Origin of the sequence: Orrella dioscoreae (genome assembly GCF_900089455.2) — a bacterium.
Taxonomy (GTDB): Bacteria; Pseudomonadota; Gammaproteobacteria; order Burkholderiales; family Burkholderiaceae_B; genus Orrella; species Orrella dioscoreae.
Genome location: NZ_LT907988.1, coordinates 182,238 through 202,765 on the forward strand (window position 1 = coordinate 182,238; position 20,528 = coordinate 202,765).

Consider the following 20,528-nt stretch of genomic DNA (forward strand, 5'->3'; position numbering starts at 1 on the left):
CGGGGGGCGTCGCGGCGCGGAAAGTTGTATCCTCGCGCTACCGACGCCCCCAGCAGCCCATCCGCGCAAGGCCTGCCTTGCCGCGCTGGGGATGACTCCTTCCAGATTCTCCATCCATGTCCGCCCCCGATCTCTCCCGCATCACCACCATCGAAGACCTGCGCGTGGTTGCCAAGCGCCGCGTGCCGCGCATGTTCTATGACTATGCCGATTCCGGCGCCTGGACCGAAGGCACCTATCGCGCCAACGAGGAAGACTTCCAGAAGATCAAGCTGCGCCAGCGCGTGGCGGTCAACATGGAGGGCCGCAGCCTGCGCACCACGCTGGTGGGCCAGGACGCCGCCATGCCGCTGGCGATCGCGCCGACCGGCCTGACCGGCATGCAGCACGCCGACGGCGAGATCCTGGCCGCGCGCGCCTGCGCGGAGTTCGGCGTGCCCTTCACGCTGTCGACGATGAGCATCTGCTCGATCGAGGACGTGGCCGCGGGCACGGGTGGGCATCCTTTCTGGTTCCAGTTGTACGTGATGCGCGACCGCGGCTTCATCGAGGCGCTGATCGACCGCGCCAAGGCGGCGGGCTGCTCGGCGCTGGTGCTGACGCTGGACCTGCAGATCATGGGCCAGCGCCACAAGGACATCAAGAACGGCCTGTCCACGCCGCCCAAGCCCACGCTGGCCAATCTCATCAACCTGGCGACCAAGCCGCGCTGGTGCCTGGGCATGCTGGGCACGAAGCGCCGCACCTTCGGCAACATCGTGGGACACGCCAAGGGCGTGTCGGACATGTCCTCGCTGTCGATGTGGACGGCGGAACAGTTCGACCCCTGCCTGAGCTGGGCCGACGTGGAATGGATCAAGAAGCGCTGGGGCGGCAAGCTGATCCTGAAAGGCATCCTCGACGTCGAGGATGCGCGCATGGCTGCCGACACGGGCGCGGATGCCCTGGTGGTCAGCAACCACGGCGGGCGCCAGCTGGACGGCGCGGTGTCGTCCATCAGCCTGGTGCCGGCGATTGCCGATGCCGTGGGCTCGCGCATCGAGGTGCTCATGGACGGCGGCGTGCGTTCGGGCCAGGACGTGCTGAAGGCCGTGGCCCTGGGCGCGCGTGGCGCGATGATCGGACGCAGCTTCCTGTACGGCCTGGGCGCCTTCGGCCAGCCGGGTGTCAAGCGCGCGCTGGAAATCCTGTACAAGGAAATGGACGTGACCATGGCCCTGTGCGGCCGCACGCAGGTGGACAAGGTCGATCAGGGCATCCTCGTGCCGGGCACCTACCCCGCCTGAGCGATGTCTTGCCGCGCGCGCGTGCGCGGCAAAACCGCAAGATCGGCATACGCGCCGCGCGTAGCCTGACGGGACTGGACCGCCTCATGAGGCTTGCATGAAAACCGAGACCCGCCTGCGCCATGCCGATCGCCTTCTGCCCGTCCTCGACTGGCTGATGGCGCATCCGGACGACGAGCCGGATCTGTACCACCTGGCCGAGCTGGCCTGCCTGTCGCCCTTCCATTTCCACCGCGTGTATCGCGCCATGACGGGCGAGACCGTGACCGCCACGGCGCAGCGCATGCGCCTGCATCGTGCGGCGGGTGAGCTGGAGACAGGCGGGCGCAGCCTGGCGCAGGTGGCGCGGCGCGCGGGGTATCAATCCGCCGCCGCGTTCGGACGGGCTTTCACGCAAGCCTATGGGCTGGCGCCAGGACGTTACCGCGCGCAGCGCGCGCGGCTTCCCCATCCCCAGGAGCCCATCATGCACACCGTTACCCTGGAAGACTTCTCCGGCCTGACCCTGGCCACGCTGCCGCATCGGGGCAGCTACGAAGCCATCGGCGCCGCGTTCGACCGCCTGTACATGCTGGCCGGCGCCCGTGGCCTGGCCGACACCGAGACGGTGGGCTACGGCGTGTACTACGACGATCCGGCGCAGACCGCCGTGGACGCACTGCGTTCCAGCGCAGGCATTCCCGTGGCGGCCGACGCCGACCTGGATGCGGTGTTCGAGCGCGTGGCGCTGCCTGCCGGGCGCTGTGCGGTGCTGGAACACGTGGGGCCCTACAGCGAACTGGAGGCGGCCTATGCCTGGCTCTTCGGGCCGTGGCTGGCGCAGAGCGGGCATGAGCCGGCTGACGTGCCGGTGTTCGAGGCCTACCTGAACGACCCCAAGACCACGCCGCCGGCGGCATTGCTGACGCGCATCTACCTGCCGCTGGCGTAAGAAGCCATGCCGTGGCCGGGCCTGGGGCCTCAACCCAGCGGCAGCGGCGTCTCCTTCAGCCGCCGCAGCACGAAGGACGACTTGCTGTGCCGGATGCCCGGGATCCGGTACAACTGCTCGCGCAGCAGGCGTTCATAATCGCGCGTGTCGCGCACGGCGATGCGGATGTAGTAGTCGTAGTCGCCCGAGACCAGGAAGGCCTCCAGCACCTCGGGGATGGAGGCCAGTGCGCGGCCGAACTCATAGAGCGTTTCCTCGCTGTGGCTTTCCAGCGTGACGTGCACGATCACGGTATCCATGTAGCCCAGGCTGGCGGGGTCGATCTCCACGGTGTAGCCCCGGATGACGCCCGCCGCCTCCATGCGCTTGATGCGATTCCAGCAGGGCGTGGACGACAGGCCCACCTCCGCGCCGATGTCGTTCAGGCTGGCGCGCGCATTGCGTTGCAGCACGCCCAGAATGGCCAGGTCGAACTTGTCCAGGTTCATTTTCTTCTGATTTGATGATTTGAAGAATAATTTACCGCTATTCCGGCTGAGGAGCAGAAAATAGGAGAAATATTCCCTGCGATCCGGCCTATCCTGTTTTCATGAACGATCGCCTACACCCCGATGCCCTGGCCGCCCTGGCGGATTCCCACCGCGATGCGTCCGCCCCCGTGCGCGCCGCCGCGCCGCGCAATGGCGCGCAGATCCTGCTGGATACGCTGATTGCCCATGGCGTGGACACCGTGTTCGGCTATCCCGGCGGGGCCGTCCTGCCCCTGTATGACGCGCTGCATACCGAGCCGCGCCTGCGCCATGTGCTGGTGCGCCACGAGCAGGCGGCCGTCCATGCGGCGGAGGGCTATGCGCGGTCCACGGGCCGCACGGGCGTGGTGTTCGTGACGTCCGGCCCGGGCATGGCCAACACGACCTCGGGCCTGCTGGATGCGCTGTGCGACTCCATCCCCGTGCTGTGCGTCAGTGGCCAGGTGGCCACCACCGCCATCGGCACGGATGCCTTCCAGGAGTGCGACGCGCTGGGGATCTCGCGTTCCATCACCAAGTGGAACACGCAGGTGCAATCCGCCGAGGACGTGGCCGACGTGGTGAGCCGGGCGTTCGAACTGACCCGCCAGGGCCGTCCCGGTCCGGTGCTGGTCGACCTGCCCAAGGACGTGCAACTGGCGGTGCCGGCGCGCGGCAGCCTGCGGGGCGCGGTGGAGGATCACGACGACGTGGCTGCCACGCGCGCGGCGATCAATGCGCGCGCGCGCGCCGAGCGCCTGGCGCGCCGGGCCGCGCCCAAGGTGCCGACGGCAGCCGTGCGGCGCGCGGTGTCGCTGATCCGCCAGGCCCGCCGGCCGGTGTTCTATGGCGGTGGCGGCCTGGTCAATGCCGGCCCAGAGGCCTGCGAGGCGTTCGCCGCGCTGGTGCGCGACGTGGGGGCGCCGTGCACGTTGACCCTGATGGGCCTGGGCGCCTATCCGGCCTCCGATCCGCAATTCGTCGGCATGCTGGGCATGCACGGCACGCTGGAAGCCAACCTTGCCATGCACGAGGCCGACCTGGTGGTGTGCGTGGGCGCGCGCTTCGACGACCGCATCACGGGCAAGCTGTCGTCCTTCTGTCCGCATGCGCACAAGATCCACCTGGACATCGACCCGACTTCCATCAACAAGGTGGTGCGGGTGGACGTGGCGATGGTGGGGGACTGCCTGCCGCTGGTGTCCGCCTTGCGCGATGAGCTCGCCAGCCACGGCGCCTTGCCGCTGGCACGCCTGAACCCCTGGTGGGCGCGCATTGCCCGCTGGCGCGCGCGAGACTGCCTGGGGTTCCAGCCCGAGGCAGAGCGCATCCTGCCGCAGCACCTGATGCAGGCGTTGAATGGCGCGCTGGCCGGGCGCGACGCCATCGTCTCCACCGACGTGGGCCAGCACCAGATGTGGGCCGCGCAATACCTGCGCTTCGACCGTCCCAACCGCTGGTTGACCTCGGGCGGCGCGGGCACGATGGGTTATGGCCTGCCCGCGGCGCTGGGCGCGCAGATCGCGCATCCGGACCGCACCGTGGTGTGCGTGAGCGGCGATGCGTCGGTGCTGATGAACATCCAGGAACTCTCCACCGCGCGCCAGCACGGCACGCCGGTGAAGGTCGTGCTGTGCAACAACGGCTACATGGGCATGGTGCGGCAGTGGCAGGAACTCATCCACGGCGGGCGGCTGAGCCACAGCTACAACGAATCCCTGCCCGACTTCGTCGCGCTGGCGCGCGCCTTCGGCTGGGGCGCGGGTCGCGTCGAGCATCCGGACCAGCTAGCCGCCGCGCTGGCGGAATGCCTGGCCTGGGACGGTCCGTATTTCCTGGACGTGGTGGTGGCGGCGCAGGAGAACTGCTTCCCCATGATCCCTGCCGGCGCGGGCCATGACCGCATCATGCTGGCGCGCGACGTCTGGTACGAAGAAGAGGGCGCGCAAGGCTAGGCCGCTAGCCGAACAACCTGGCGATGCCGCCCCGCAGGTGGTGCGCCATGGCGCGCCGCGAGGCATCCGGATCGCGCGCGGCAATGGCGGCCTCGATGGCTTCGTGCTCGCGGCACACATCGGCATGCCGGCGCTCGCGGTTCTCGGGACTGGAGAGGCCCCTGACCAGGTTGATGCTGAAACGGGTCTGCGTATCCAGCGCGGCCATCGTCATGGCGAAGTAGCGGTTCGCGCTGGCATCGGTGATGGCGGCGTGGAACGCGATGTCTTCCTCGATGCCGCTGTCGCCACGGCGCAAGGCTTCCTCGAACAGGCGCCGCTGGCGCCGGATGCGCGCCAGGTCCTTGGCGGTGTGCTGGCGCGCCGCGTGCGCGGCGATCTCGCCTTCCAGGCTGCATCGGAATTCCAGGAAATCGCGGATATCGGGGATGCTGGTGAGCGCGCCGAACGTCACCGCGGGCGGGCCGCTGCGCGGGTCGCACACGAAATTGCCCGAGCCCTTGCGGGTCTGGATACGGCCTTCCATGCGCAGCCGCGCCAAGGCCTGGCGCAGCACGGGCCGCGACACGCCGAAACGTTCGGCCAGCGCGATCTCGCCGGGCAGCCGCGACTGCGGCGTGAAGCCCGGTGTGTCCAGCAGCGCCAGCAGCGCGTCGTAGACGGTATCGCTCAGCAGGCGATCACCTTGGGTCAGGGGCATGGCAGGCTCCGGGCGCGAAGGGCGGAATTGGCCTTCGCCAGCAAGGCTGTATTACAGCATGGGGATTATTTTTCCATCCATCCGTACAAATATTGACACCCCTGGGGGGCCGCCGGAAGATGCCTCGCAACGGCGCATCCGCGCCGACGCCACCGCCACGGAGTGCTCCCCATGCCCGCCATCACCTGCCTGCGCACCTTGCGCCTGCCCGAACGACCCGGCCTCGTCTGGGTCGAGCTGGAAACCGAGGACGGGCGCGTCGGCCTGGGCGAGACCTTCCGCGGCGCCGCAGCCGTGGAAACGGTGCTGCACGAGGAGATCGCGCCGTGGTTGCTGGGGCGCGATGCCACCCACATCGAGGCGGTCTCGCGCCACCTGCTGAATCCGTACGTCGGCTTCAACGGCTCGGGCGCGGAAATCCGCGCTGCCAGCGCCATCGACATCGCCCTGTGGGACCTGGCGGGACAGCGCCAGGGGGTGCCGCTGTACGTGGCGCTGGGCGGCGGCGCGCGGGTCACCGTGCCTGTCTACAACACCTGCGCGGGGTATGCCTACAACTCGGGCGGCGTGCGGCGCGACATCGGCGCGAAGGACGCCAGCGCCGGTCCCTATGACGACCAGGTCGCCTTCATGCGCGATGCCGGCGCGCTGGCCGAGAGCCTGGTGGCGGAAGGCTACCGCGCCATGAAGATCTGGCCTTTCGATACCTATGCGGCGGCCTCGGGCGGGCAGACGATCGGCCTGGCGGACCTGAAGACAGGCCTGGCGCCGTTTGCGCGCGTGCGCCAGGCGGTGGGCGACCGCATCGAGGTGATGTGCGAACTGCACAGCCTGTGGGGCACGCATGCGGCCCAGCGGATCTGCCAGGCCCTGGAGGACTACGGCGTCTTCTGGGTCGAGGATCCGATCAGCAAGATGGACGACGCCCGCGCCTTGCGCGACCTGCGCGCCCGCACGCGCGTGCCGGTGTGCGGCAGCGAGACGCTGGCGGGCGTGCGTGCCTTCCGCGACCTGCTGGCGGAAGATGCGCTGGACGTGGTGATGCTGGACCTTGCCTGGTGCGGCGGCATCACGGAAGGGCGCAAGATCGCGGCGCTGGCGCAGGCCTATGCCAAGCCCCTGGCGCCGCACGACTGCACCGGCCCCGTCACGCTGATGGCCGGCCTGCACATGGCCTTGCACGCCTCCACCGCCATCTACCAGGAGGTGGTGCGCGCGTCGCTGGCCACCTGGTACCAGGACCTCGTCACGCACCTGCCCGTGCTGCGCGATGGACACGCGCTGGCGCCCGAGGCACCTGGCCTGGGCACGGCATTGCATCCGTCCCTGCGCGCCCAACCCAGCCTCGTCACGCGTGAATCACGCGTCCAGGCCTGAACCCGTCACGGAAACCACCATGCTGATTCATATCGTGGGGCTGCATGCCCCCAACGCGCCCCGCCTGCAGGCTTTGCTGGGAGAGGCCTATCGCGTGCAGGGCATGCCGTCCTTTCCCGCCACGGGCGAGGCGGCGGACGTGGTCGTCACCAATGCGGTGGACGCGGCGCAGGCCGCAAGCCTGCGCTGCCGCCTGCTGCAGGTGCCGGGCGCGGGTACCGAGCAGATCGCGGCCGATGCCTTGCCGCCCGGCTGCACGGTCGCGAACGTGCACGGCCACGAAGTGCCCATCGCGGAGTTCACGATCCACGCCATCCTCGAGCACGTGCTGGCGCTGTGGAAGCTGCCGCCGCTGCTGGATGAAACCGCCTGGCCCGCCGTCTATGCCGCGCGTCCCATCCACGGCGAGGCCGCGGGCCGCACGGTGACGCTGGTGGGCCATGGCCACATCGGCCGCGAGGTGGCGCGCCGCGCGCGGGCGCTGGACATGCGCGTGGTGGCGGTGACGCGGCGGGGCCAGCTGGGGCCCGCCGATGGCGTGGACCAGAGCGTGCCCGTCAGCCGCCTGGCCGAGGTGCTGCCGCGCAGCGACATCCTGGTGCTGTGCTGCCCGCTGGACGAGAACACGCGCGGGCTCATCGACGCTGCCGCGCTGGCGCGGCTGCCCCGCGATGCGCTGCTGGTCAATGTCGCTCGCGCAGAGGTCGTGGACGAGGCCGCCTTGTACGAGGCGCTGCGTTCGGGCCGGCTGGGCCGCGCGGTGCTGGACGTCTGGTACCGCTACCCCAAGCCTGGCCAGGCCTCGGTGGCGCCCGCGCACCACCCGCTGCATGCGCTGCCCAATGTGCGCGCCACGCCGCACATCTCGGCCATGACGCCAGGCCTGCTGGCGCGGCGATATGCGTTCATCGCCGAGAACATCAAGCGGCTCGCCGCCGGGCTGGAACCCTTGAACGTGGTGGTGCCGCCGCGCTGACGCCATCGCCATCCCGCGCTTCATTCCGATCACATCAAAGCGATAACAGCAAGGAGACAACGTGATGAAGACCTTGATTGCCGGCGCCTGCCGGCTGACGAGCCTGGCCGCGCTGGGCGCGGCGCTGGCCCTGCCCCTGGGCGCCGCGCAGGCCGCGCCGGACTACCCGGCCAAGCCCGTGCGCATCGTGGTGCCCAATCCGGCGGGCGGGGCGTCCGACGTGGTGGCGCGCCTCATCGCGCAGAAGCTGGGCGACGAGTGGGGACAGCCCGTGGTGGTGGAAAACCGCGCGGGGGCCAACGGCAACATCGGCGCGATGGTGGTGGCCAAGGCCGAGCCCGACGGCCACACCCTGCTGCTGATGGATCAGGGCAGCCTGGCGATCTCGCCCAGCCTGTACACGCTGCAGTACAGCCCCACGAGGGACCTGGCGCCGGTCTCCATCGTGGCCTACTCGCCGCACATCCTGGTGGTGCGCAAGGACCTGCCGGTCAGCAACGTGGAGGCGCTGGTGGCCTATGCCAAGGCAAATCCGGGCAAGCTGAACCTGGGCGTCACGCCGGGCGCCATCACGCACCTGGCGGGCGTGCTGCTGGCGCAGCGCAAGGCGTTCACCTGGAACTACGTGGGCTACAAGGGCGGCTCGCAGGTGCTGTCCGACCTGGCGGGCGGACAGATCGACGCCGCCATCAACAGCTTCCTGGCGACCTATCCGCTGGTGAAAAGCGGCAACATCAAGCTGGTGGGCGTGGCCAGCCCGGAGCGGTACGCGCCGATACCCGACACGCCGACGCTGGCCGAAAGTGTGCCGGGTTTCGTGACGGGTTCCTGGCAGGGCCTGCTGGCGCCTGCCGGCACGCCGCCGGACATCGTGGCGAAGATCCACGCCGACATCGCCCGCATCGTGGCCCGGCCCGATGTGCGGGCGCGGCTGGCGGAGCTGGGCTCCGAGCCGGTGGAGAAGACGCCCGCCGAGTTCGCGGACTGGCTGCGCGAGCAGACCGATTACTGGGCGAAGGTCGTGCGCGACAACACCATCAAGCTGGAGTGACCCGGCCGGCGGACGCGGGCTGCCGGACGCATCCCGCGCGGCGCGGCATCAGGCGTCGCGGTCCACGGCGAAATTCGACCATGCCTGGCGCACGGGCATGATCTCCAGGCGGTTGATGTTCAGGTGCGCGGGCAGCGCTGCCACGTAGTGGATCTGCTCGGCGATGTCCTCCGCCGACATGGCCGTGGTGCCGGCATAGACCTTGTCGGCGGCCGCCTGGTCGCCCTTGTTGCGCACCAGCGAGAACTCGGTCTCGGCCATGCCCGGGGCGATGTCGGTGACGCGCACGCCGGTCTTGATGAGGTCGCAGCGCAGGTTGTACGAGAACTGCTGCACGAAGGCCTTCGAGGCGCCATAGACGTGGCCGCCCGGATAGGGCCACTGGCCGGCCACCGAGCCGATGTTGACGATGCTGGCGCCCGGACCGGCCTTCAGCAGCAGCGGCAGCAGGGCGTGGGTCACGTTGACCAGGCCGGTGATGTTGGTGTCGATCATGGTGTGCCAGTCATCCAGCGCCACCGATTGCGAGGGCTGCGGCGCCAGCGCCAGGCCGGCATTGTTGATGAGCGACTTCACCGGGCGGAAATCTTCAGGCAGGGCATCGACCACGGCCTGCACGGCGGCGGCATCGCGCACGTCCAGCGTGGCGATGTGCACGGGCACCTTGGGCGAGAGCTCGGCCTTGAGCTCTTCCAGGCGGTCCGTGCGGCGGCCCGTCAGCACCAGCGACCAGCCGGCCTGCGCGAAGCGGCGCGCGGTGGCGCGTCCGAAGCCCGAGGTGGCGCCGGTGATGAAAACGACTTGCTTCATGGATGGGGTCCTTGCGTTAGGGGATGGCGGATCGCGGGCCGTGCTGCCGCGGGCCCGGCGGGTTCAGTCGCGGCGCTCCAGGAACCGCTGCACGCGTTCCGTGCTGGGGCGCGTGAAGAAGGTTTCCGGATCGCCTTGCTCGATGATCTTGCCCCGCTCCAGGAACACGACCTGACTGGAGACGGCGCGGGCGAAATCCATTTCGTGCGTGACGACGATCATCGTATACCCATCGGCCGACAGATCGCGCATGACGTTGAGCACCTCGCCCACGCGTTCGGGGTCCAGGGCGGAGGTCGGCTCGTCGAACAGCAGCACCTCGGGCTCGATGGCAAGCACGCGCGCGATGGCCACGCGCTGCTTCTGGCCGCCCGACAGCGTGTGCGGATACTGGTTCGCCTTGTCGGCCAGGCCCACCTTCTGCAGCAGCGCCTGCGCCTTCTCGCGCGCCTGGGCGCGGGGCATGCCCTGCACGTGGATCGGGACCTCCGTGACGTTCTGCAGCACGGTGAAGTGCGGCCACAGGTTGAAGCCCTGGAACACCATGCCGGTGCGCGCGCGCGCGGCGGCGAGCTGGCGCGCGTTCATGGGCTTGCCCGCTTCGCTCAGGCCCATGCGCTGGCCGGCCACGCGGACCTCGCCGCGGTCGGGCTGCTCCAGCCAGTTCACGCAACGCAGCAGCGTGGATTTGCCGGAGCCGGATGAACCCAGCACGCTGACCACGTCGCCGCGCTTCACGGTGAGGTTGATGTCGCGCAGCACCTCGTAGCCGTCGAAGCTCTTGGAGATGTTGCGCAGGCTGACCGCGGGCGTTTCAGTCATGCTCGATTCCTCGCTGGATGCCGGGGCGGCGCGCCGCGCGCACGGCCGCTTCGATGGCAAGGCCGATGGCCCAGTACAGGCCGATGGCGACCACGAAGGCCTCCACCGGGATGAAGTAGCGCGACTGCACGGCATTGGCGGCCGCGGTCAGTTCGGCCACGGTGATGATGCTGAGGAAGGAGGTGTCCTTCAGGCACATGATGAACTGGTTGCCCAGGACGCCGCGCGAGCGCATGACGAGTTGCGGCAGCACGATGCGCAGGAAGGCGGGACCGCGCCGGTAGCCGTGCGCGATGGCGGCTTCCAGCGGGCCGGGCGGCAGCACCAGGCGCGCGCCGCGCAGGATCTCCGCGATGTAGGCGCCGTGATAGACGGACAGGCCCACCAGCCCGGCCTGCCACGCCGTGAGCCGCAGCCCGAAGGTGGGCAGGCCGTAATACAGCAGGTAGGCGAAGATCAGGAAGGGCAGCATGCGCATGCCGTTGATGAAGGCCACCAGCAGCCGCCGCGCCGGGTTGGCGGGGCCTTCCAGGCCGTAGACCAGGAAGCAGCCCAGCAGGCTGGCTGCGATGCCCGACAGCAGGAAGAGCACGATGGTCGTGGTGAAGCCCGCCACGAACGTGTCGCGGGCTTCCCAGACGATGGACCAGGTTTCCATGCGCGCTCCTTGCCTTACATCGCCAGGCGCTGGGCGCGCCGTTCGGCAATGGATTGCAGCTTCAGCAACAGGGCGATCAGCAGCATGTAGATGGCCGCCGCGGCCAGGATGGGCGGCAGGGGCTCATACGTGACCGCGGCGATGCGGTTGGTGACGCGGCTGAGGTCCACCAGGCCGATGATGGCGATGGCGGGACTGCCCTTCACCAGGAAGGACATCTCGTTGACGAGGCCGGGCAGGCTGCTGATGGCCATCTGCGGCAGCATGATGCGCCGCAGGATCTGGCCGGGCCGCATGCCGCAGGCCAGCGCCGCTTCGCGCTGCTCGCGCGAGAAGGCACGGAAGGCGGCGCGCCACACTTCGGCGTTGAAGGCCGAGGTGTTGATCGTCAATGCCGCCACCGCGATCCACTCGCGTGCCGGCGTCCAGCCCAGCGACGGCGCGGCCAGGAACAGGAAGAGCACCAGGGTAACCAGCGGCGTGGCACGCGACAGGCTGATCCAGGTGGCGAGCAGCGTATCCACTACCGGTATCCGGGCCAGGCGCAGCAGCGCCATGCCCAGTCCGATCACCACGCCCAGGGCGATGGACAGGCCCGAGATCCAGGCCGTCACCCATGCGCCGTCAAGCAGCATCCGCCACGCTTGCGCATCCATGAGCCGCCGTCCTTCAGGGCTTCAGGCCTGCCAGCGTGTGGAACTGCTCGACCGTCGTGATGGGCTCGGCGGGCAGATTGGGGAAGGCGTCGCCGAACCACTTCTTCTGCAGTTCGGCCAGGCGGCCGCTGTCGCGCACGTGCTTCATGAAGCCTGCCATGTAGGCCAGCAGCGCGGGATTGTTCTTGGGAATGGGCCAGGCCGCGAAGCCGTCGCCGGATACCGCCACGCCTTTCTCGAAAACCTTGGGACGCGCCTTGACCAGGTCGTTGACCGAGACGATGCCGTTGATGACGTAGTCCAGCCGGCCGTTGGCCAGGTCGGCATAGGCTTCGGGATAGGACTGGTACTGCACGACCTCGCCCAGCTTGCCGCCGCTGGCGGCCAGCATCTTCTCCAGTTCGGGCAGGCGCGCCAGGATGGCGCTGCCGGCCTGCACGCCCACCGACTTGCCGCTGAGCGTGGCGACCTCGCCCAGGCGCTTGTCGCCCGCGCGCTTCACGTAGAAGTGCTGCGCCGAGGCAAAGGGCGGCGCGAAGTCGAAGACGCGCAGGCGTTCGTCGGTGATCAGCGCGCCGGTGTAGGCCAGGTCGTACTTGCCGCCGGACACGGCGGCCAGCAGGCCCGTCCACGGCAGGATCTCCTGGCGCACGTCGACCTTGGCATAGGCCTTCAGGTCCTGCAGCAGGTCGGCGTGGAAGCCCGAGGGCTTGCCGTCGGCGATGAAGTTGAAGGGTGCGTAGTCGTCCTCGGTGGCGACGGTCATGTGGCCGCGCTTCTCGATGTCAGCCAGATCGGCCTGGGCGGGCAAGACCGCGGCCAGGCCCAGCGTGATGGCCAGCGCGGCGCGGACGGCGGCATGCCGGATGTCGGTGATGGTGCGCATGGTGCTTCCCCTGTCTGATGTTGGTGTCGCGCGCCAGCTCGGGCGGCGTGCCCTGGTTGCTGCCAGGGTCCGGGCCATCTTAGGGTCGGCGTTTGGCGGGCCGATAGGGACAGTTGGCGCCAGTGCGCTGGCCAGCTGCGGGCTGGCCTGGTTCTTGCTTGATGTCTGTCGTGCATTGCGGATCGGACGAAGGGCGGACCCATGATCGAGCACTACTTCCATCTCGACTTCAGGCATGAGCGCGGCCTGCAGGAGCAGTTGCGCGAGTCGTTGGTGCACGCCATCCTGCATGGCATCTTCCCGCCCGACGAGCCTTTGCCGTCGTGCCGCCAGCTGTCGCAGCAACTGGCCGTCTCACGCAATACGGTGGCATTGGTCTATGAAAGCCTGCTGGACAAGGGCTATCTGCAGAGCCGGCCCCGCAGCGGCTATTACCTGCACCCGGATTACCGGCGCGGCGCGGCGCCCGAGCCAGCGCGCGAGGCGGCGATGCCCCGACCTGGGGCGCACGCGGGCGGCCATGAACCAAGCTGGAGCAAGCGCCTGCAACGCCAGCCCAGCCTGCGCCAGGGCGTCCTGCGGCCCAGCAACTGGCGCCAGTATGACTATCCTTTCGTCTATGGCCAGGCCGACCCGGGCACCTTTCCCCTGCAGGCCTGGCGCCGCGCCTCGCGCGAACTGCTGCGCGCCGGGCGCGACACCACGTGGCTGGGCGACGCCATGGACCAGGACGATCCGGAACTGATCGAGCAGCTGCGCACGCGCGTGCTGCCCAAGCGCGGCATCCGCGCGGCGCCGGGCGAAATCCTGGTGACGCTGGGCTCACAGAACGCCCTGTCCCTGTTGGCCATGCTGCTCATGGGACCGGGCGTGCGCGTGGGCATCGAAAGCCCGGGCTTTCGCGATGCCTGGAACATCTTCGGCATGCAGGAGGCGGACGTCTCCTTGCATGGCGTGGACGAAGAGGGCATCGTCATCGACGAGCGCCTGGCCCGCTGCGACTACGTCTATGCGATGCCCAGCCACCAGGTCCCCACCGGCGTGACGATGAGCGCCGCCCGGCGCACGCGGTTGTGGAGCCAGGTGCACCGCCATGACCAGGTGCTGATCGAGGATGACTACGATGCCGACCTCGACCTGTCCAACCATCCGCCGCCGGCCCTGAAGGCCGATGATGCGCATGGCCGGGTGATCTACCTGAGCAGCCTGTCCAAGTGCCTGGCGCCCGGCCTGCGGCTGGGCTACCTGGTGGCTGACGAGGAATTGGTGCGTGAACTGCGCGCGCTGCGCCGGTTGATGTACCGCCACCCGCCCTTGAACAACCAGCGCATGCTGGCGATCTTCCTGGCCCAGGGCGACTACGATGCGCACCTGCGGCGCTTCCGCGACGCGCAGGCGCGCAAGCGCGACGTGCTGGGGCGGGCCATCGACCGCCACCTGGGCGCCTGCGGCTATGCCGACGGCGCCGGCGCGGCGGCGTTCTGGCTGAATGCGCCGGCGGGCGTCAACACGCAGAAGCTGGCCTGGGCGGCTTCGCGCCGCAGCGTGATGATCGAGCCGGGCTTCCGGCATTTCTTTGAAGACGCGCCGCAGGACCAGCATTTCCGGCTGGGCTTCCAGGCGATCGCCGAGGACCGGATCGAACCGGGCGTGTCGCTGCTGGCGGAGGTGATGGAAAGGATATGAGGCCGCGCAAGCGCGGCCTCGTGGCGCACGATGGCTGAGGATGCGGGCGTTACGCGCCCGTCGCGCTGCCGAACACCGCCGTGAACGCATCGTCCAGGCGCGACAGCGCATCGTCCACCTGTTGCGCCGTGACGAGGCAGGGCGGCGCCACGTGGACGCGGTTCTCGACGAAGAAGGCGAGCAGGCCGCGCGCCAGGCACTCGGCCTTGATGGCAGCCGCGTGGGTCGCCGAGATGGGCGCGCGCGTATCGGCGTTGGCGACCAGCTCCAGCGCCCAGAAGAGGCCCATGCCGCGCACCTCGCCGATGGCCGCGTGGCGCGCGCCCAGGGCCCGCAGGCCGGGGCCCAGCACGTCCCGGCCGATGCGCTGCGCGTTGCCGACCATGTCCTCTTCCTGCATGGCGTCCAGCGTGGCGACGATGGCGGCCATGGCCAGCGGATGGCCCGAGTAGGTCAGGCCGCCGGGGAAGACGCGCTCGGCGAAATAGGCGCAGATGCGCTCGGGCACGATGACGCCGCCCGCCGGCACGTAGCCCGAGTTCACGCCCTTGGCGAAGGTGATGAGATCGGGCGTCACGTCGAAATGCTCGAACGCGAACCAGGCGCCGGTGCGCCCGAAACCCACCATGACCTCGTCCATGATCAGCAGCGCGCCGAACTCGTCGGCCAGCGCGCGCACGCCCTTCAGGTAGTCGCGCGGCGGCACCAGCACGCCGGCCGTGCCCGGCACGGACTCCAGCAGGATGGCGGCGATGGCCCCGCCGCCTTCGCATTCGATGACCCGGCGCAGGTGGCGCAGGGCGCGCTCGCACTCCTCGTCCTCGTCGCGTGCGTGGAATTCGCTGCGGTACAGATAGGGATTGAAGAAATGCACGTGGCCGCGCGCGTATTCGTTCGGCACGCGGCGCGGGTCGCCGGTGGCGACGATGGCCGCGCCGGTGTTGCCGTGGTACGAGCGGTAGGCGGACAGCACCTTGTCGCGGCCGGTGACCTGGCGGGCCATGCGGATGGCGTTCTCGTTGGCGTCGGCGCCGCCGTTGGTGAAGAAGACCTTCTCGAAGCCGCGCGGCGCGCGGGCCAGGATGCGCTGCGCCGCTTCGCCGCGTGCCAGGTTGGCGGCCGCCGGGGCGATGGTGCAGAGCTGCGCGGCCTGCTCCTGGATGGCGCGCACCACCCTGGGATGCTGGTGGCCCACGTTGGTGTTGATCAGCTGGCTGCTGAAGTCCAGGTATTCACGGCCTTCGTAGTCCCACAGCAGGCAGCCCGCGCCGCTGGCGAAGGCGAGCGGATCGAGCTTGGCCTGGGCCGACCAGGAGTGGAAGACGTGGCGCTTGTCCAGCTCGCGCACGTGCTGGTTCGTGATGCCGTCGAATTGCTTCATGGTGCCTCTGTCCGTTATTGCGCCGGCGGCCTGCCGGGATAGCGGCCACTATAGACAGGGGGCGGGCACGCGCCATAGAGCCAGTTGACCGCCGCGCGCGGGCCAGGCGCGTGGTGTCCTGTCCCGTGCGCGGCGTCAGCCTGGCGGTCAGTCGTCCCAGGCCGGCGTGTCCGGCGCGGGGGCGCCGGCGGTCTTGGCGGCGGCTTTCTTCACCGCCTTCTTGGCCGCTGTCTTGGTGGCGGTCTTGCTTGCGGTCTTGGTGGCCTTCTTCGCCGCCGCTTTCTTGGCCGGCGCTTTCTTCGCGGCGGCCTTCCTGGCGGGGGCCTTCTTGGCCGGTGCCGCTTCGCCCGCCGCCGTCTTGGCCGCGGTCTTCGTGGCCGTCTTGCGGCCGGGCTTTTCCGGACGCGGCTCGAACTCGAAGCCGATCTTGCCGTCCTTCTGGCGCGTCAGGAAGGCCTTGAACTTGCGGTTGGTGCGGCTGGAGACGAAGCCGTCGAGCAGGTCGGTCTTGCCGTCCGGGCCCAGCAGCTTTTCCATCTGTGCCTGCGAGATCTCCTGCTGCAGGATGACCTTGCCGGAACGGAAGTCGCAGTTGCGTTGCGGGCCGACGGATTTCTCGCAGATGAAGCTCATGCCGTGCTCGAACACCCGGCTGCCGCACTTGGGGCAGGGCCCCAGCGGTGTGAGTTGCGAGAAGTCGACCGGCTCGTTGTTCTCTTCGTCGTTCTGGCCGAAGTCGAAGGCGAGTTTCTGCTCGCCGTCCAGCTTCAGGATGGCGGCGAAGGGGCGGCCCATCTTGCTGATGAAGCCCTGCAGCGGACCGATCTCGCGCTTGGCCAGCAGCTCCTCGACCTCGGGCAGTTCGAAGGTGCGGCCGCCCGGGTGCTTGCCGATGGAGAAGTCGCACTGCGTGCAGGCGAAGCGGCGGTAGTTTTCCTTCACCACGCCGCCGCACTTGGGGCAGGGCGTGGTCAGGGTCGCGTAGTCGCCCGGCACGGTGTCGCGGTCGTATTCCTTGGCGCGCTTCACGATGACCTGCGTCATCTGCGCGATCTCGCGCATGAACGCGGCACGGTCCAGCTGGCGCTGTTCGATCTGCTTGAGCTTGTGCTCCCACTCGCCCGTCAGTTCGGGCGAGGTGAGTTCGGCCACGTCCAGGCCGGACAGCAGCGTCATCAGCTGGCGGGCCTTGGCCGAGGGGATCAGCTCGCGGCCTTCGCGGCGCAGGTAGCCTTCGTTCAGCAGGCCTTCGATGATGGCCGCGCGCGTGGCAGGCGTGCCCAGGCCGCGCTCGGACATGGCCTCGCGCAGCTCTTCGTCTTCCACCAGCTTGCCCGCGCCTTCCATGGCGGACAGCAGCGTGGCTTCGGAATAGCGCGCTGGCGGCTTGGTCTGCAGCGGCACGGACTCGACGTCCTCCGTGCGCACGGTCTCGCCTTCGGCCACCGGGACCAGGTTGGCATCGTCGCCCTGGGCTTCGCGGCCATAGATGGCGAGCCAGCCCGGCGACACCAGCACCTTGCCTTCGGTCTTGAAGTGATGGCCGTTGACCAGCGTGTCGCGCGTGGTGACGCGGAACTCGGCGGGCGGGAAGAAGACGGCCAGGAAGCGCTTGACCACCAGGTCATAGAGCTTGGCCTCGGCCTCGCTCAGCTCGCGCGGCACCTGCAGCGTCGGGATGATGGCAAAGTGATCCGAGACCTTCTTGTTGTCGAAGATGCGGCGGTTGGGCTTGACCCAGCCTTGCTGCACTACCCGGGCCGCATGCGTGCGCAGGCCCGAGACGGCGGACGATTCACCCTGGGCCAGCGCCTGCATGGTTTCCTGCACGGTGCTGAGGTAGTCCTCGGGCAGGTAGCGCGAGTCGGTACGCGGATAGGTCAGCGCCTTGTGGCGTTCGTACAACGACTGGGCCAGCGACAGGGTGGTCTTGGCGGAGAAGCCGAAACGCCCGTTGGCCTCGCGCTGCAGCGAGGTCAGGTCGAAGAGCCCGGGCGACATCTGCGTCGAAGGCTTGGATTCCTCGGTGACGGTGCCCGGCTGTTCGCGACAGGCGGCCACCACGCTCTGGGCGGCGGCCTGCGACCAGAGGCGCGAATCGCGCTTCTCGGGATCGCGTTCGTCCTTCTTGAAGTCGGGGTCGTACCAGCGGCCTTCATAGAGGCCGCCCGCCGCCACGAAGCTGGCGCGCACTTCCCAGTAGTCGCGCGACACGAAGCGGCGGATGCGTTCCTCGCGCTCGGCCACGATGGCCAGCGTGGGCGTCTGCACGCGGCCCACCGGCGTCTTGAAGAAGCCGCCGTCCTTGCTGTTGAAGGCGGTCATGGCGCGCGTGCCGTTGATGCCCACCAGCCAGTCCGCCTCGGCGCGCGAGCGCGCGGCGGCTTCCAGCGGTTGCAGGGCTTCGTCGTCACGCAGGTTCTGGAAGGCGTCGCGGATGGCCTGCTGCGTCATGGACTGCAGCCATAGGCGCTGGACGGGCTTCTTGGTGCCGGCGTATTGCGCGATATAGCGGAAGATCAGTTCGCCTTCACGTCCCGCGTCGCAGGCGTTGATGAGGCTGTCGACATCCTTGCGCTTGATGAGCCGCACCAGCAGCTTCAGCCTTTCGGCCGAGCGCTTGTCCGCCGGCCCGAGTTCGAACTCGGGCGGGATGACCGGCAGGTGGGTGAAGCTCCACTTGCCCTTGACCGGGTCGTTCGGCGCGACCAGCCCGAGCAGGTGCCCGATGCTGGAGGCCAGCACGTAGCGGTCGCTCTCGAAGTAGTCTCCCTCGCGCGCGAAGCCGCCCAGGGCACGGGAGATGTCCAGTGCGACGGAGGGCTTCTCGGCAATAATCAGCGTTTTAGTCATGCGGTTCCTGTGGCGACTGAGATCGCCGCGTCAGCGCGGATATTAAGTGCGGAGTTTCGGGGCTTGCAAGTCAAGGGGCCGGATCGACGCATCCGCCGCCGCTTCCAGCAGCCACGTCTTGAAGGTCTGCAGGGTGGGCAGCTCGGCCCGATCGGGCGGGTAAAGCAGGTAATAGCGCTTCACGGGCGGCGTGAAGCCGGCGATGCCTGGAATGACAAGGCTGCCCGCCCGAAGTTCTTCCTGGACAAACATATTGGCGACCAGCCCCAGGCCCATCCCGCCCACCACGGCCTGGATGAGGTGGGCCGTGTACTCGAAGCGCGAGCCCATGGTGACCTGCCGCGGGTCCAGGCCGTTGGCCAGCAGGCATTCGCGCCAGCCGGGGACGTGCCCGGTGATCTGCAACAAGGGGTGCCGGATCAGGTCGGCGGGTTTTTCCACGGGCAGCCTGCGCAGCAGCGCCGGGCTGGCGATGACCACGGCCGGGGCGTCCAGCAGGTGGTGCGAGACCCATTGTGGCCAATGGCCATCCCCGATTGCAATATAGGCGTCCATGCCGGACAGCGCGGCGTCGATCTCGCCGATGCGTGAATGCACGTTGACCAGCACGTCCGGGTGCCGGGCGTGGAACGCCCCCAGGCGCGGCATCAGCCACTTCGAGCCGAAGATGGGCACGACGGCCAGCTGCAGCGCGCCGGCGCGGGCCCGGGCCTCGTAGACCTCCATGCTGGCGCTGCGGATGCGCGCCAGGGCGCCGGCGATCTCGCGGGCATAGCGCAGCCCCTCGGGCGTCAGCGTCACGCGCCTGCCGGCACGCTCGAACAGGTCGGCCTGCAGCGAGGATTCCAGCTCCTGGATGTGGCGGCTGACCGCGCTCTGCGTCAGGTGCAGTTCGCGGGCGGCGGCCGTGAAATTGCCATGGCGCGCCGCGGCCTCGAAGGCCAGCAGCTGGGGCATGGACGGGGTGAGCTTGCGCAGGAACATTCGTAAAACTCATCAGCGTGATGAGATTTTCCCGGTTTGTCCGGGGGCGGCAACTTTCTACCATAACAGCACAGGCCGCCATTCCACCATGGAAACTCTCCGAAAGGCAGTGTGCGGTCCAGCCTGACCCCCAATTTCCTCGCCGAGGTCTTCATGAGTTTTTCCGCACAGATCGTCACGCCGTCTCGTACGCCCTCCGTCCGCGAACAGGTCAGCCCGGAGGAATGGCAGGCCCGCGTCGACCTGGCGGCGCTCTATCGCCTGGTTGCGCTGTTCAACTGGGACGACCTGATCTTCACCCATGTCACCGCCAAGGTGCCGGGCACCGAACACTTCCTGATCAACCCCTACGGCATGACCTTCGACGAGATCACCGCCTCGAGCCTGGTGAAGATCGACCTGCAGGGCAACAAGGTGATGGCGTCGGACTACGACATCAACCCTGCCGGCTTCACCATCCACAGCTGTATCCATGCCGCGCGCGCCGACGCCATGTGCGTGCTGCATACGCACTCCATCAACGGCGCGGCGGTGGCGGCCCAGCGCGACGGCCTGCTGCCGATCTCGCAGTTCGCCTACATCGTGCTGGGCCAGCTGTCGTACCACGGCTACGAAGGCTTCGCGCTGAATCCGGAAGAGCAGCCGCGCCTGGTGCGCGACCTGGGCGAGAACAATTACATGATCCTGCGCAACCATGGCCTCCTGACCGTGGGTGCCAGCATGGCCGACGCCTTCCAGGCCATGCACCGGCTGGAGGCCGCCTGCATGGTGCAGGTGCGCGCGCAGTCGGGCGGCGCCGAGTTGCTGGAGATTCCCCAGGAGATCCTGGACGGCGCCCGCCGCGAATCGAAGGCGGACCGTGCCGCCAAGGCTGCCTTGGCCTGGCCCGCGCTGCTGCGCCGGCTGGACCGCCGCAATCCGGGCTACGACGCCTGATCGCCGGGGCGCGGATGCGCGCTGTTGCCATGCGTGACCCCTGGGGGACGCATCGCGGTCCATAATCGGGA

The 20,528-nt window shown here is 68.8% G+C and carries 18 protein-coding genes; 8 read left to right on the forward strand and 10 right to left on the reverse strand.

The window, feature by feature from the left end:
* Positions 1 to 116 precede the first annotated feature (116 nt).
* Positions 117 to 1,286, forward strand: a complete 1,170-nt coding sequence (locus tag ODI_RS00910) for an alpha-hydroxy acid oxidase (protein ID WP_067755019.1) — start codon at positions 117 to 119, stop codon at positions 1,284 to 1,286.
* A gap of 97 nt (positions 1,287 to 1,383) precedes the next feature.
* Positions 1,384 to 2,217: an AraC family transcriptional regulator gene (locus ODI_RS00915; protein WP_067755020.1), complete on the forward strand. Its 834-nt coding sequence runs from the start codon at positions 1,384 to 1,386 to the stop codon at positions 2,215 to 2,217.
* 29 nt (positions 2,218 to 2,246) lie between these two features.
* On the opposite strand, the gene ODI_RS00920 is transcribed toward ODI_RS00915, so the two are convergent.
* Positions 2,247 to 2,705, reverse strand: a complete 459-nt coding sequence (locus ODI_RS00920) for an Lrp/AsnC family transcriptional regulator (RefSeq protein ID WP_067755022.1) — start codon at positions 2,703 to 2,705, stop codon at positions 2,247 to 2,249.
* A 101-nt stretch (positions 2,706 to 2,806) separates the two neighbouring features.
* Between ODI_RS00920 and ilvB the strand changes: the two genes are divergently transcribed.
* Positions 2,807 to 4,681, forward strand: a complete 1,875-nt coding sequence (gene ilvB / locus ODI_RS00925; protein ID WP_067755024.1) for a biosynthetic-type acetolactate synthase large subunit — start codon at positions 2,807 to 2,809, stop codon at positions 4,679 to 4,681.
* Positions 4,682 to 4,685: 4 nt separating this feature from the next.
* On the opposite strand, the gene ODI_RS00930 is transcribed toward ilvB, so the two are convergent.
* Entirely contained in the window at positions 4,686 to 5,381 is a 696-nt protein-coding gene (locus ODI_RS00930) for a FadR/GntR family transcriptional regulator (RefSeq protein ID WP_067755027.1), read from the reverse strand.
* 171 nt (positions 5,382 to 5,552) lie between these two features.
* Here ODI_RS00930 and ODI_RS00935 point away from each other — a divergent pair, with 171 nt between their 5' ends.
* The 3 genes from ODI_RS00935 (at position 5,553) to ODI_RS00945 (ending at position 8,785) form a co-directional block, all read left to right on the forward strand.
* Positions 5,553 to 6,758 carry a mandelate racemase/muconate lactonizing enzyme family protein gene (locus tag ODI_RS00935; protein WP_067755030.1) on the forward strand — a complete coding sequence of 402 codons (1,206 nt, stop codon included), beginning with the start codon at positions 5,553 to 5,555 and terminating at the stop codon, positions 6,756 to 6,758.
* A 19-nt stretch (positions 6,759 to 6,777) separates the two neighbouring features.
* Positions 6,778 to 7,734 carry a 2-hydroxyacid dehydrogenase gene (locus ODI_RS00940; protein WP_067755032.1) on the forward strand — a complete coding sequence of 319 codons (957 nt, stop codon included), beginning with the start codon at positions 6,778 to 6,780 and terminating at the stop codon, positions 7,732 to 7,734.
* A gap of 64 nt (positions 7,735 to 7,798) precedes the next feature.
* Positions 7,799 to 8,785 (forward strand): Bug family tripartite tricarboxylate transporter substrate binding protein, encoded by a 987-nt coding sequence (locus ODI_RS00945; RefSeq protein ID WP_067755035.1) that lies wholly within the window; start codon positions 7,799 to 7,801, stop codon positions 8,783 to 8,785.
* 48 nt (positions 8,786 to 8,833) lie between these two features.
* Here ODI_RS00945 and ODI_RS00950 read toward each other — a convergent pair whose 3' ends face one another.
* The 5 genes from ODI_RS00950 to ODI_RS00970 form a co-directional block, all read right to left on the reverse strand.
* Positions 8,834 to 9,595 carry an SDR family NAD(P)-dependent oxidoreductase gene (locus ODI_RS00950; protein WP_067755038.1) on the reverse strand — a complete coding sequence of 254 codons (762 nt, stop codon included), beginning with the start codon at positions 9,593 to 9,595 and terminating at the stop codon, positions 8,834 to 8,836.
* A 63-nt stretch (positions 9,596 to 9,658) separates the two neighbouring features.
* On the reverse strand, positions 9,659 to 10,417 hold the full coding sequence (locus ODI_RS00955) for an amino acid ABC transporter ATP-binding protein (RefSeq protein ID WP_067755040.1): 759 nt from the start codon (positions 10,415 to 10,417) through the stop codon (positions 9,659 to 9,661).
* Entirely contained in the window at positions 10,410 to 11,075 is a 666-nt protein-coding gene (locus ODI_RS00960) for an amino acid ABC transporter permease (RefSeq protein WP_067755042.1), read from the reverse strand. Before ODI_RS00960 ends, ODI_RS00955 begins: the two co-directional genes overlap by 8 nt.
* A gap of 14 nt (positions 11,076 to 11,089) precedes the next feature.
* A complete protein-coding gene (locus ODI_RS00965) occupies positions 11,090 to 11,731 on the reverse strand; it encodes an amino acid ABC transporter permease (RefSeq protein WP_067755045.1) in 642 nt (213 codons plus the stop codon).
* Between the two features lie 13 nt (positions 11,732 to 11,744).
* Entirely contained in the window at positions 11,745 to 12,617 is an 873-nt protein-coding gene (locus tag ODI_RS00970; RefSeq protein WP_067755048.1) for a transporter substrate-binding domain-containing protein, read from the reverse strand.
* 201 nt (positions 12,618 to 12,818) lie between these two features.
* Here ODI_RS00970 and pdxR point away from each other — a divergent pair, with 201 nt between their 5' ends.
* Positions 12,819 to 14,303, forward strand: coding sequence for a MocR-like pyridoxine biosynthesis transcription factor PdxR (gene pdxR, locus ODI_RS00975; protein ID WP_067755051.1), 1,485 nt, complete (start codon positions 12,819 to 12,821; stop codon positions 14,301 to 14,303).
* Between the two features lie 49 nt (positions 14,304 to 14,352).
* Here pdxR and ODI_RS00980 read toward each other — a convergent pair whose 3' ends face one another.
* The 3 genes from ODI_RS00980 to ODI_RS00990 all read right to left on the reverse strand — a co-directional run bounded on the left by ODI_RS00980 (position 14,353) and on the right by ODI_RS00990 (position 19,521).
* Positions 14,353 to 15,684, reverse strand: a complete 1,332-nt coding sequence (locus ODI_RS00980; protein WP_067755054.1) for an aspartate aminotransferase family protein — start codon at positions 15,682 to 15,684, stop codon at positions 14,353 to 14,355.
* Positions 15,685 to 15,831: 147 nt separating this feature from the next.
* Complete coding sequence (locus tag ODI_RS00985; protein ID WP_067755057.1) at positions 15,832 to 18,537, reverse strand: DNA topoisomerase III; 2,706 nt, start codon at positions 18,535 to 18,537, stop codon at positions 15,832 to 15,834.
* Between the two features lie 42 nt (positions 18,538 to 18,579).
* On the reverse strand, positions 18,580 to 19,521 hold the full coding sequence (locus tag ODI_RS00990) for a LysR substrate-binding domain-containing protein (protein ID WP_067755060.1): 942 nt from the start codon (positions 19,519 to 19,521) through the stop codon (positions 18,580 to 18,582).
* Positions 19,522 to 19,674: 153 nt separating this feature from the next.
* Between ODI_RS00990 and ODI_RS00995 the strand changes: the two genes are divergently transcribed.
* Positions 19,675 to 20,457, forward strand: coding sequence for a class II aldolase/adducin family protein (locus ODI_RS00995; RefSeq protein ID WP_067755088.1), 783 nt, complete (start codon positions 19,675 to 19,677; stop codon positions 20,455 to 20,457).
* Positions 20,458 to 20,528 lie beyond the last annotated feature (71 nt).

Bases quoted from the DNA above. Each gene is read 5' to 3' on its own strand.
- ODI_RS00915 (WP_067755020.1), top strand. From the start codon at position 1,384: ATGAAAACCGAGACCCGCCTGCGCCATGCCGATCGCCTTCTGCCCGTC.
- ilvB (WP_067755024.1), top strand. From the start codon at position 2,807: ATGAACGATCGCCTACACCCCGATGCCCTGGCCGCCCTGGCGGATTCC.
- ODI_RS00960 (WP_067755042.1), bottom strand. From the start codon at position 11,075: ATGGAAACCTGGTCCATCGTCTGGGAAGCCCGCGACACGTTCGTGGCG.
- ODI_RS00930 (WP_067755027.1), bottom strand. From the start codon at position 5,381: ATGCCCCTGACCCAAGGTGATCGCCTGCTGAGCGATACCGTCTACGAC.
- ODI_RS00965 (WP_067755045.1), bottom strand. From the start codon at position 11,731: ATGGATGCGCAAGCGTGGCGGATGCTGCTTGACGGCGCATGGGTGACG.
- ODI_RS00910 (WP_067755019.1), top strand. From the start codon at position 117: ATGTCCGCCCCCGATCTCTCCCGCATCACCACCATCGAAGACCTGCGC.
- ODI_RS00940 (WP_067755032.1), top strand. From the start codon at position 6,778: ATGCTGATTCATATCGTGGGGCTGCATGCCCCCAACGCGCCCCGCCTG.
- ODI_RS00990 (WP_067755060.1), bottom strand. From the start codon at position 19,521: ATGTTCCTGCGCAAGCTCACCCCGTCCATGCCCCAGCTGCTGGCCTTC.
- ODI_RS00980 (WP_067755054.1), bottom strand. From the start codon at position 15,684: ATGAAGCAATTCGACGGCATCACGAACCAGCACGTGCGCGAGCTGGAC.
- ODI_RS00970 (WP_067755048.1), bottom strand. From the start codon at position 12,617: ATGCGCACCATCACCGACATCCGGCATGCCGCCGTCCGCGCCGCGCTG.
- ODI_RS00945 (WP_067755035.1), top strand. From the start codon at position 7,799: ATGAAGACCTTGATTGCCGGCGCCTGCCGGCTGACGAGCCTGGCCGCG.
- ODI_RS00920 (WP_067755022.1), bottom strand. From the start codon at position 2,705: ATGAACCTGGACAAGTTCGACCTGGCCATTCTGGGCGTGCTGCAACGC.
- ODI_RS00985 (WP_067755057.1), bottom strand. From the start codon at position 18,537: ATGACTAAAACGCTGATTATTGCCGAGAAGCCCTCCGTCGCACTGGAC.
- ODI_RS00950 (WP_067755038.1), bottom strand. From the start codon at position 9,595: ATGAAGCAAGTCGTTTTCATCACCGGCGCCACCTCGGGCTTCGGACGC.
- pdxR (WP_067755051.1), top strand. From the start codon at position 12,819: ATGATCGAGCACTACTTCCATCTCGACTTCAGGCATGAGCGCGGCCTG.
- ODI_RS00955 (WP_067755040.1), bottom strand. From the start codon at position 10,417: ATGACTGAAACGCCCGCGGTCAGCCTGCGCAACATCTCCAAGAGCTTC.
- ODI_RS00935 (WP_067755030.1), top strand. From the start codon at position 5,553: ATGCCCGCCATCACCTGCCTGCGCACCTTGCGCCTGCCCGAACGACCC.
- ODI_RS00995 (WP_067755088.1), top strand. From the start codon at position 19,675: ATGAGTTTTTCCGCACAGATCGTCACGCCGTCTCGTACGCCCTCCGTC.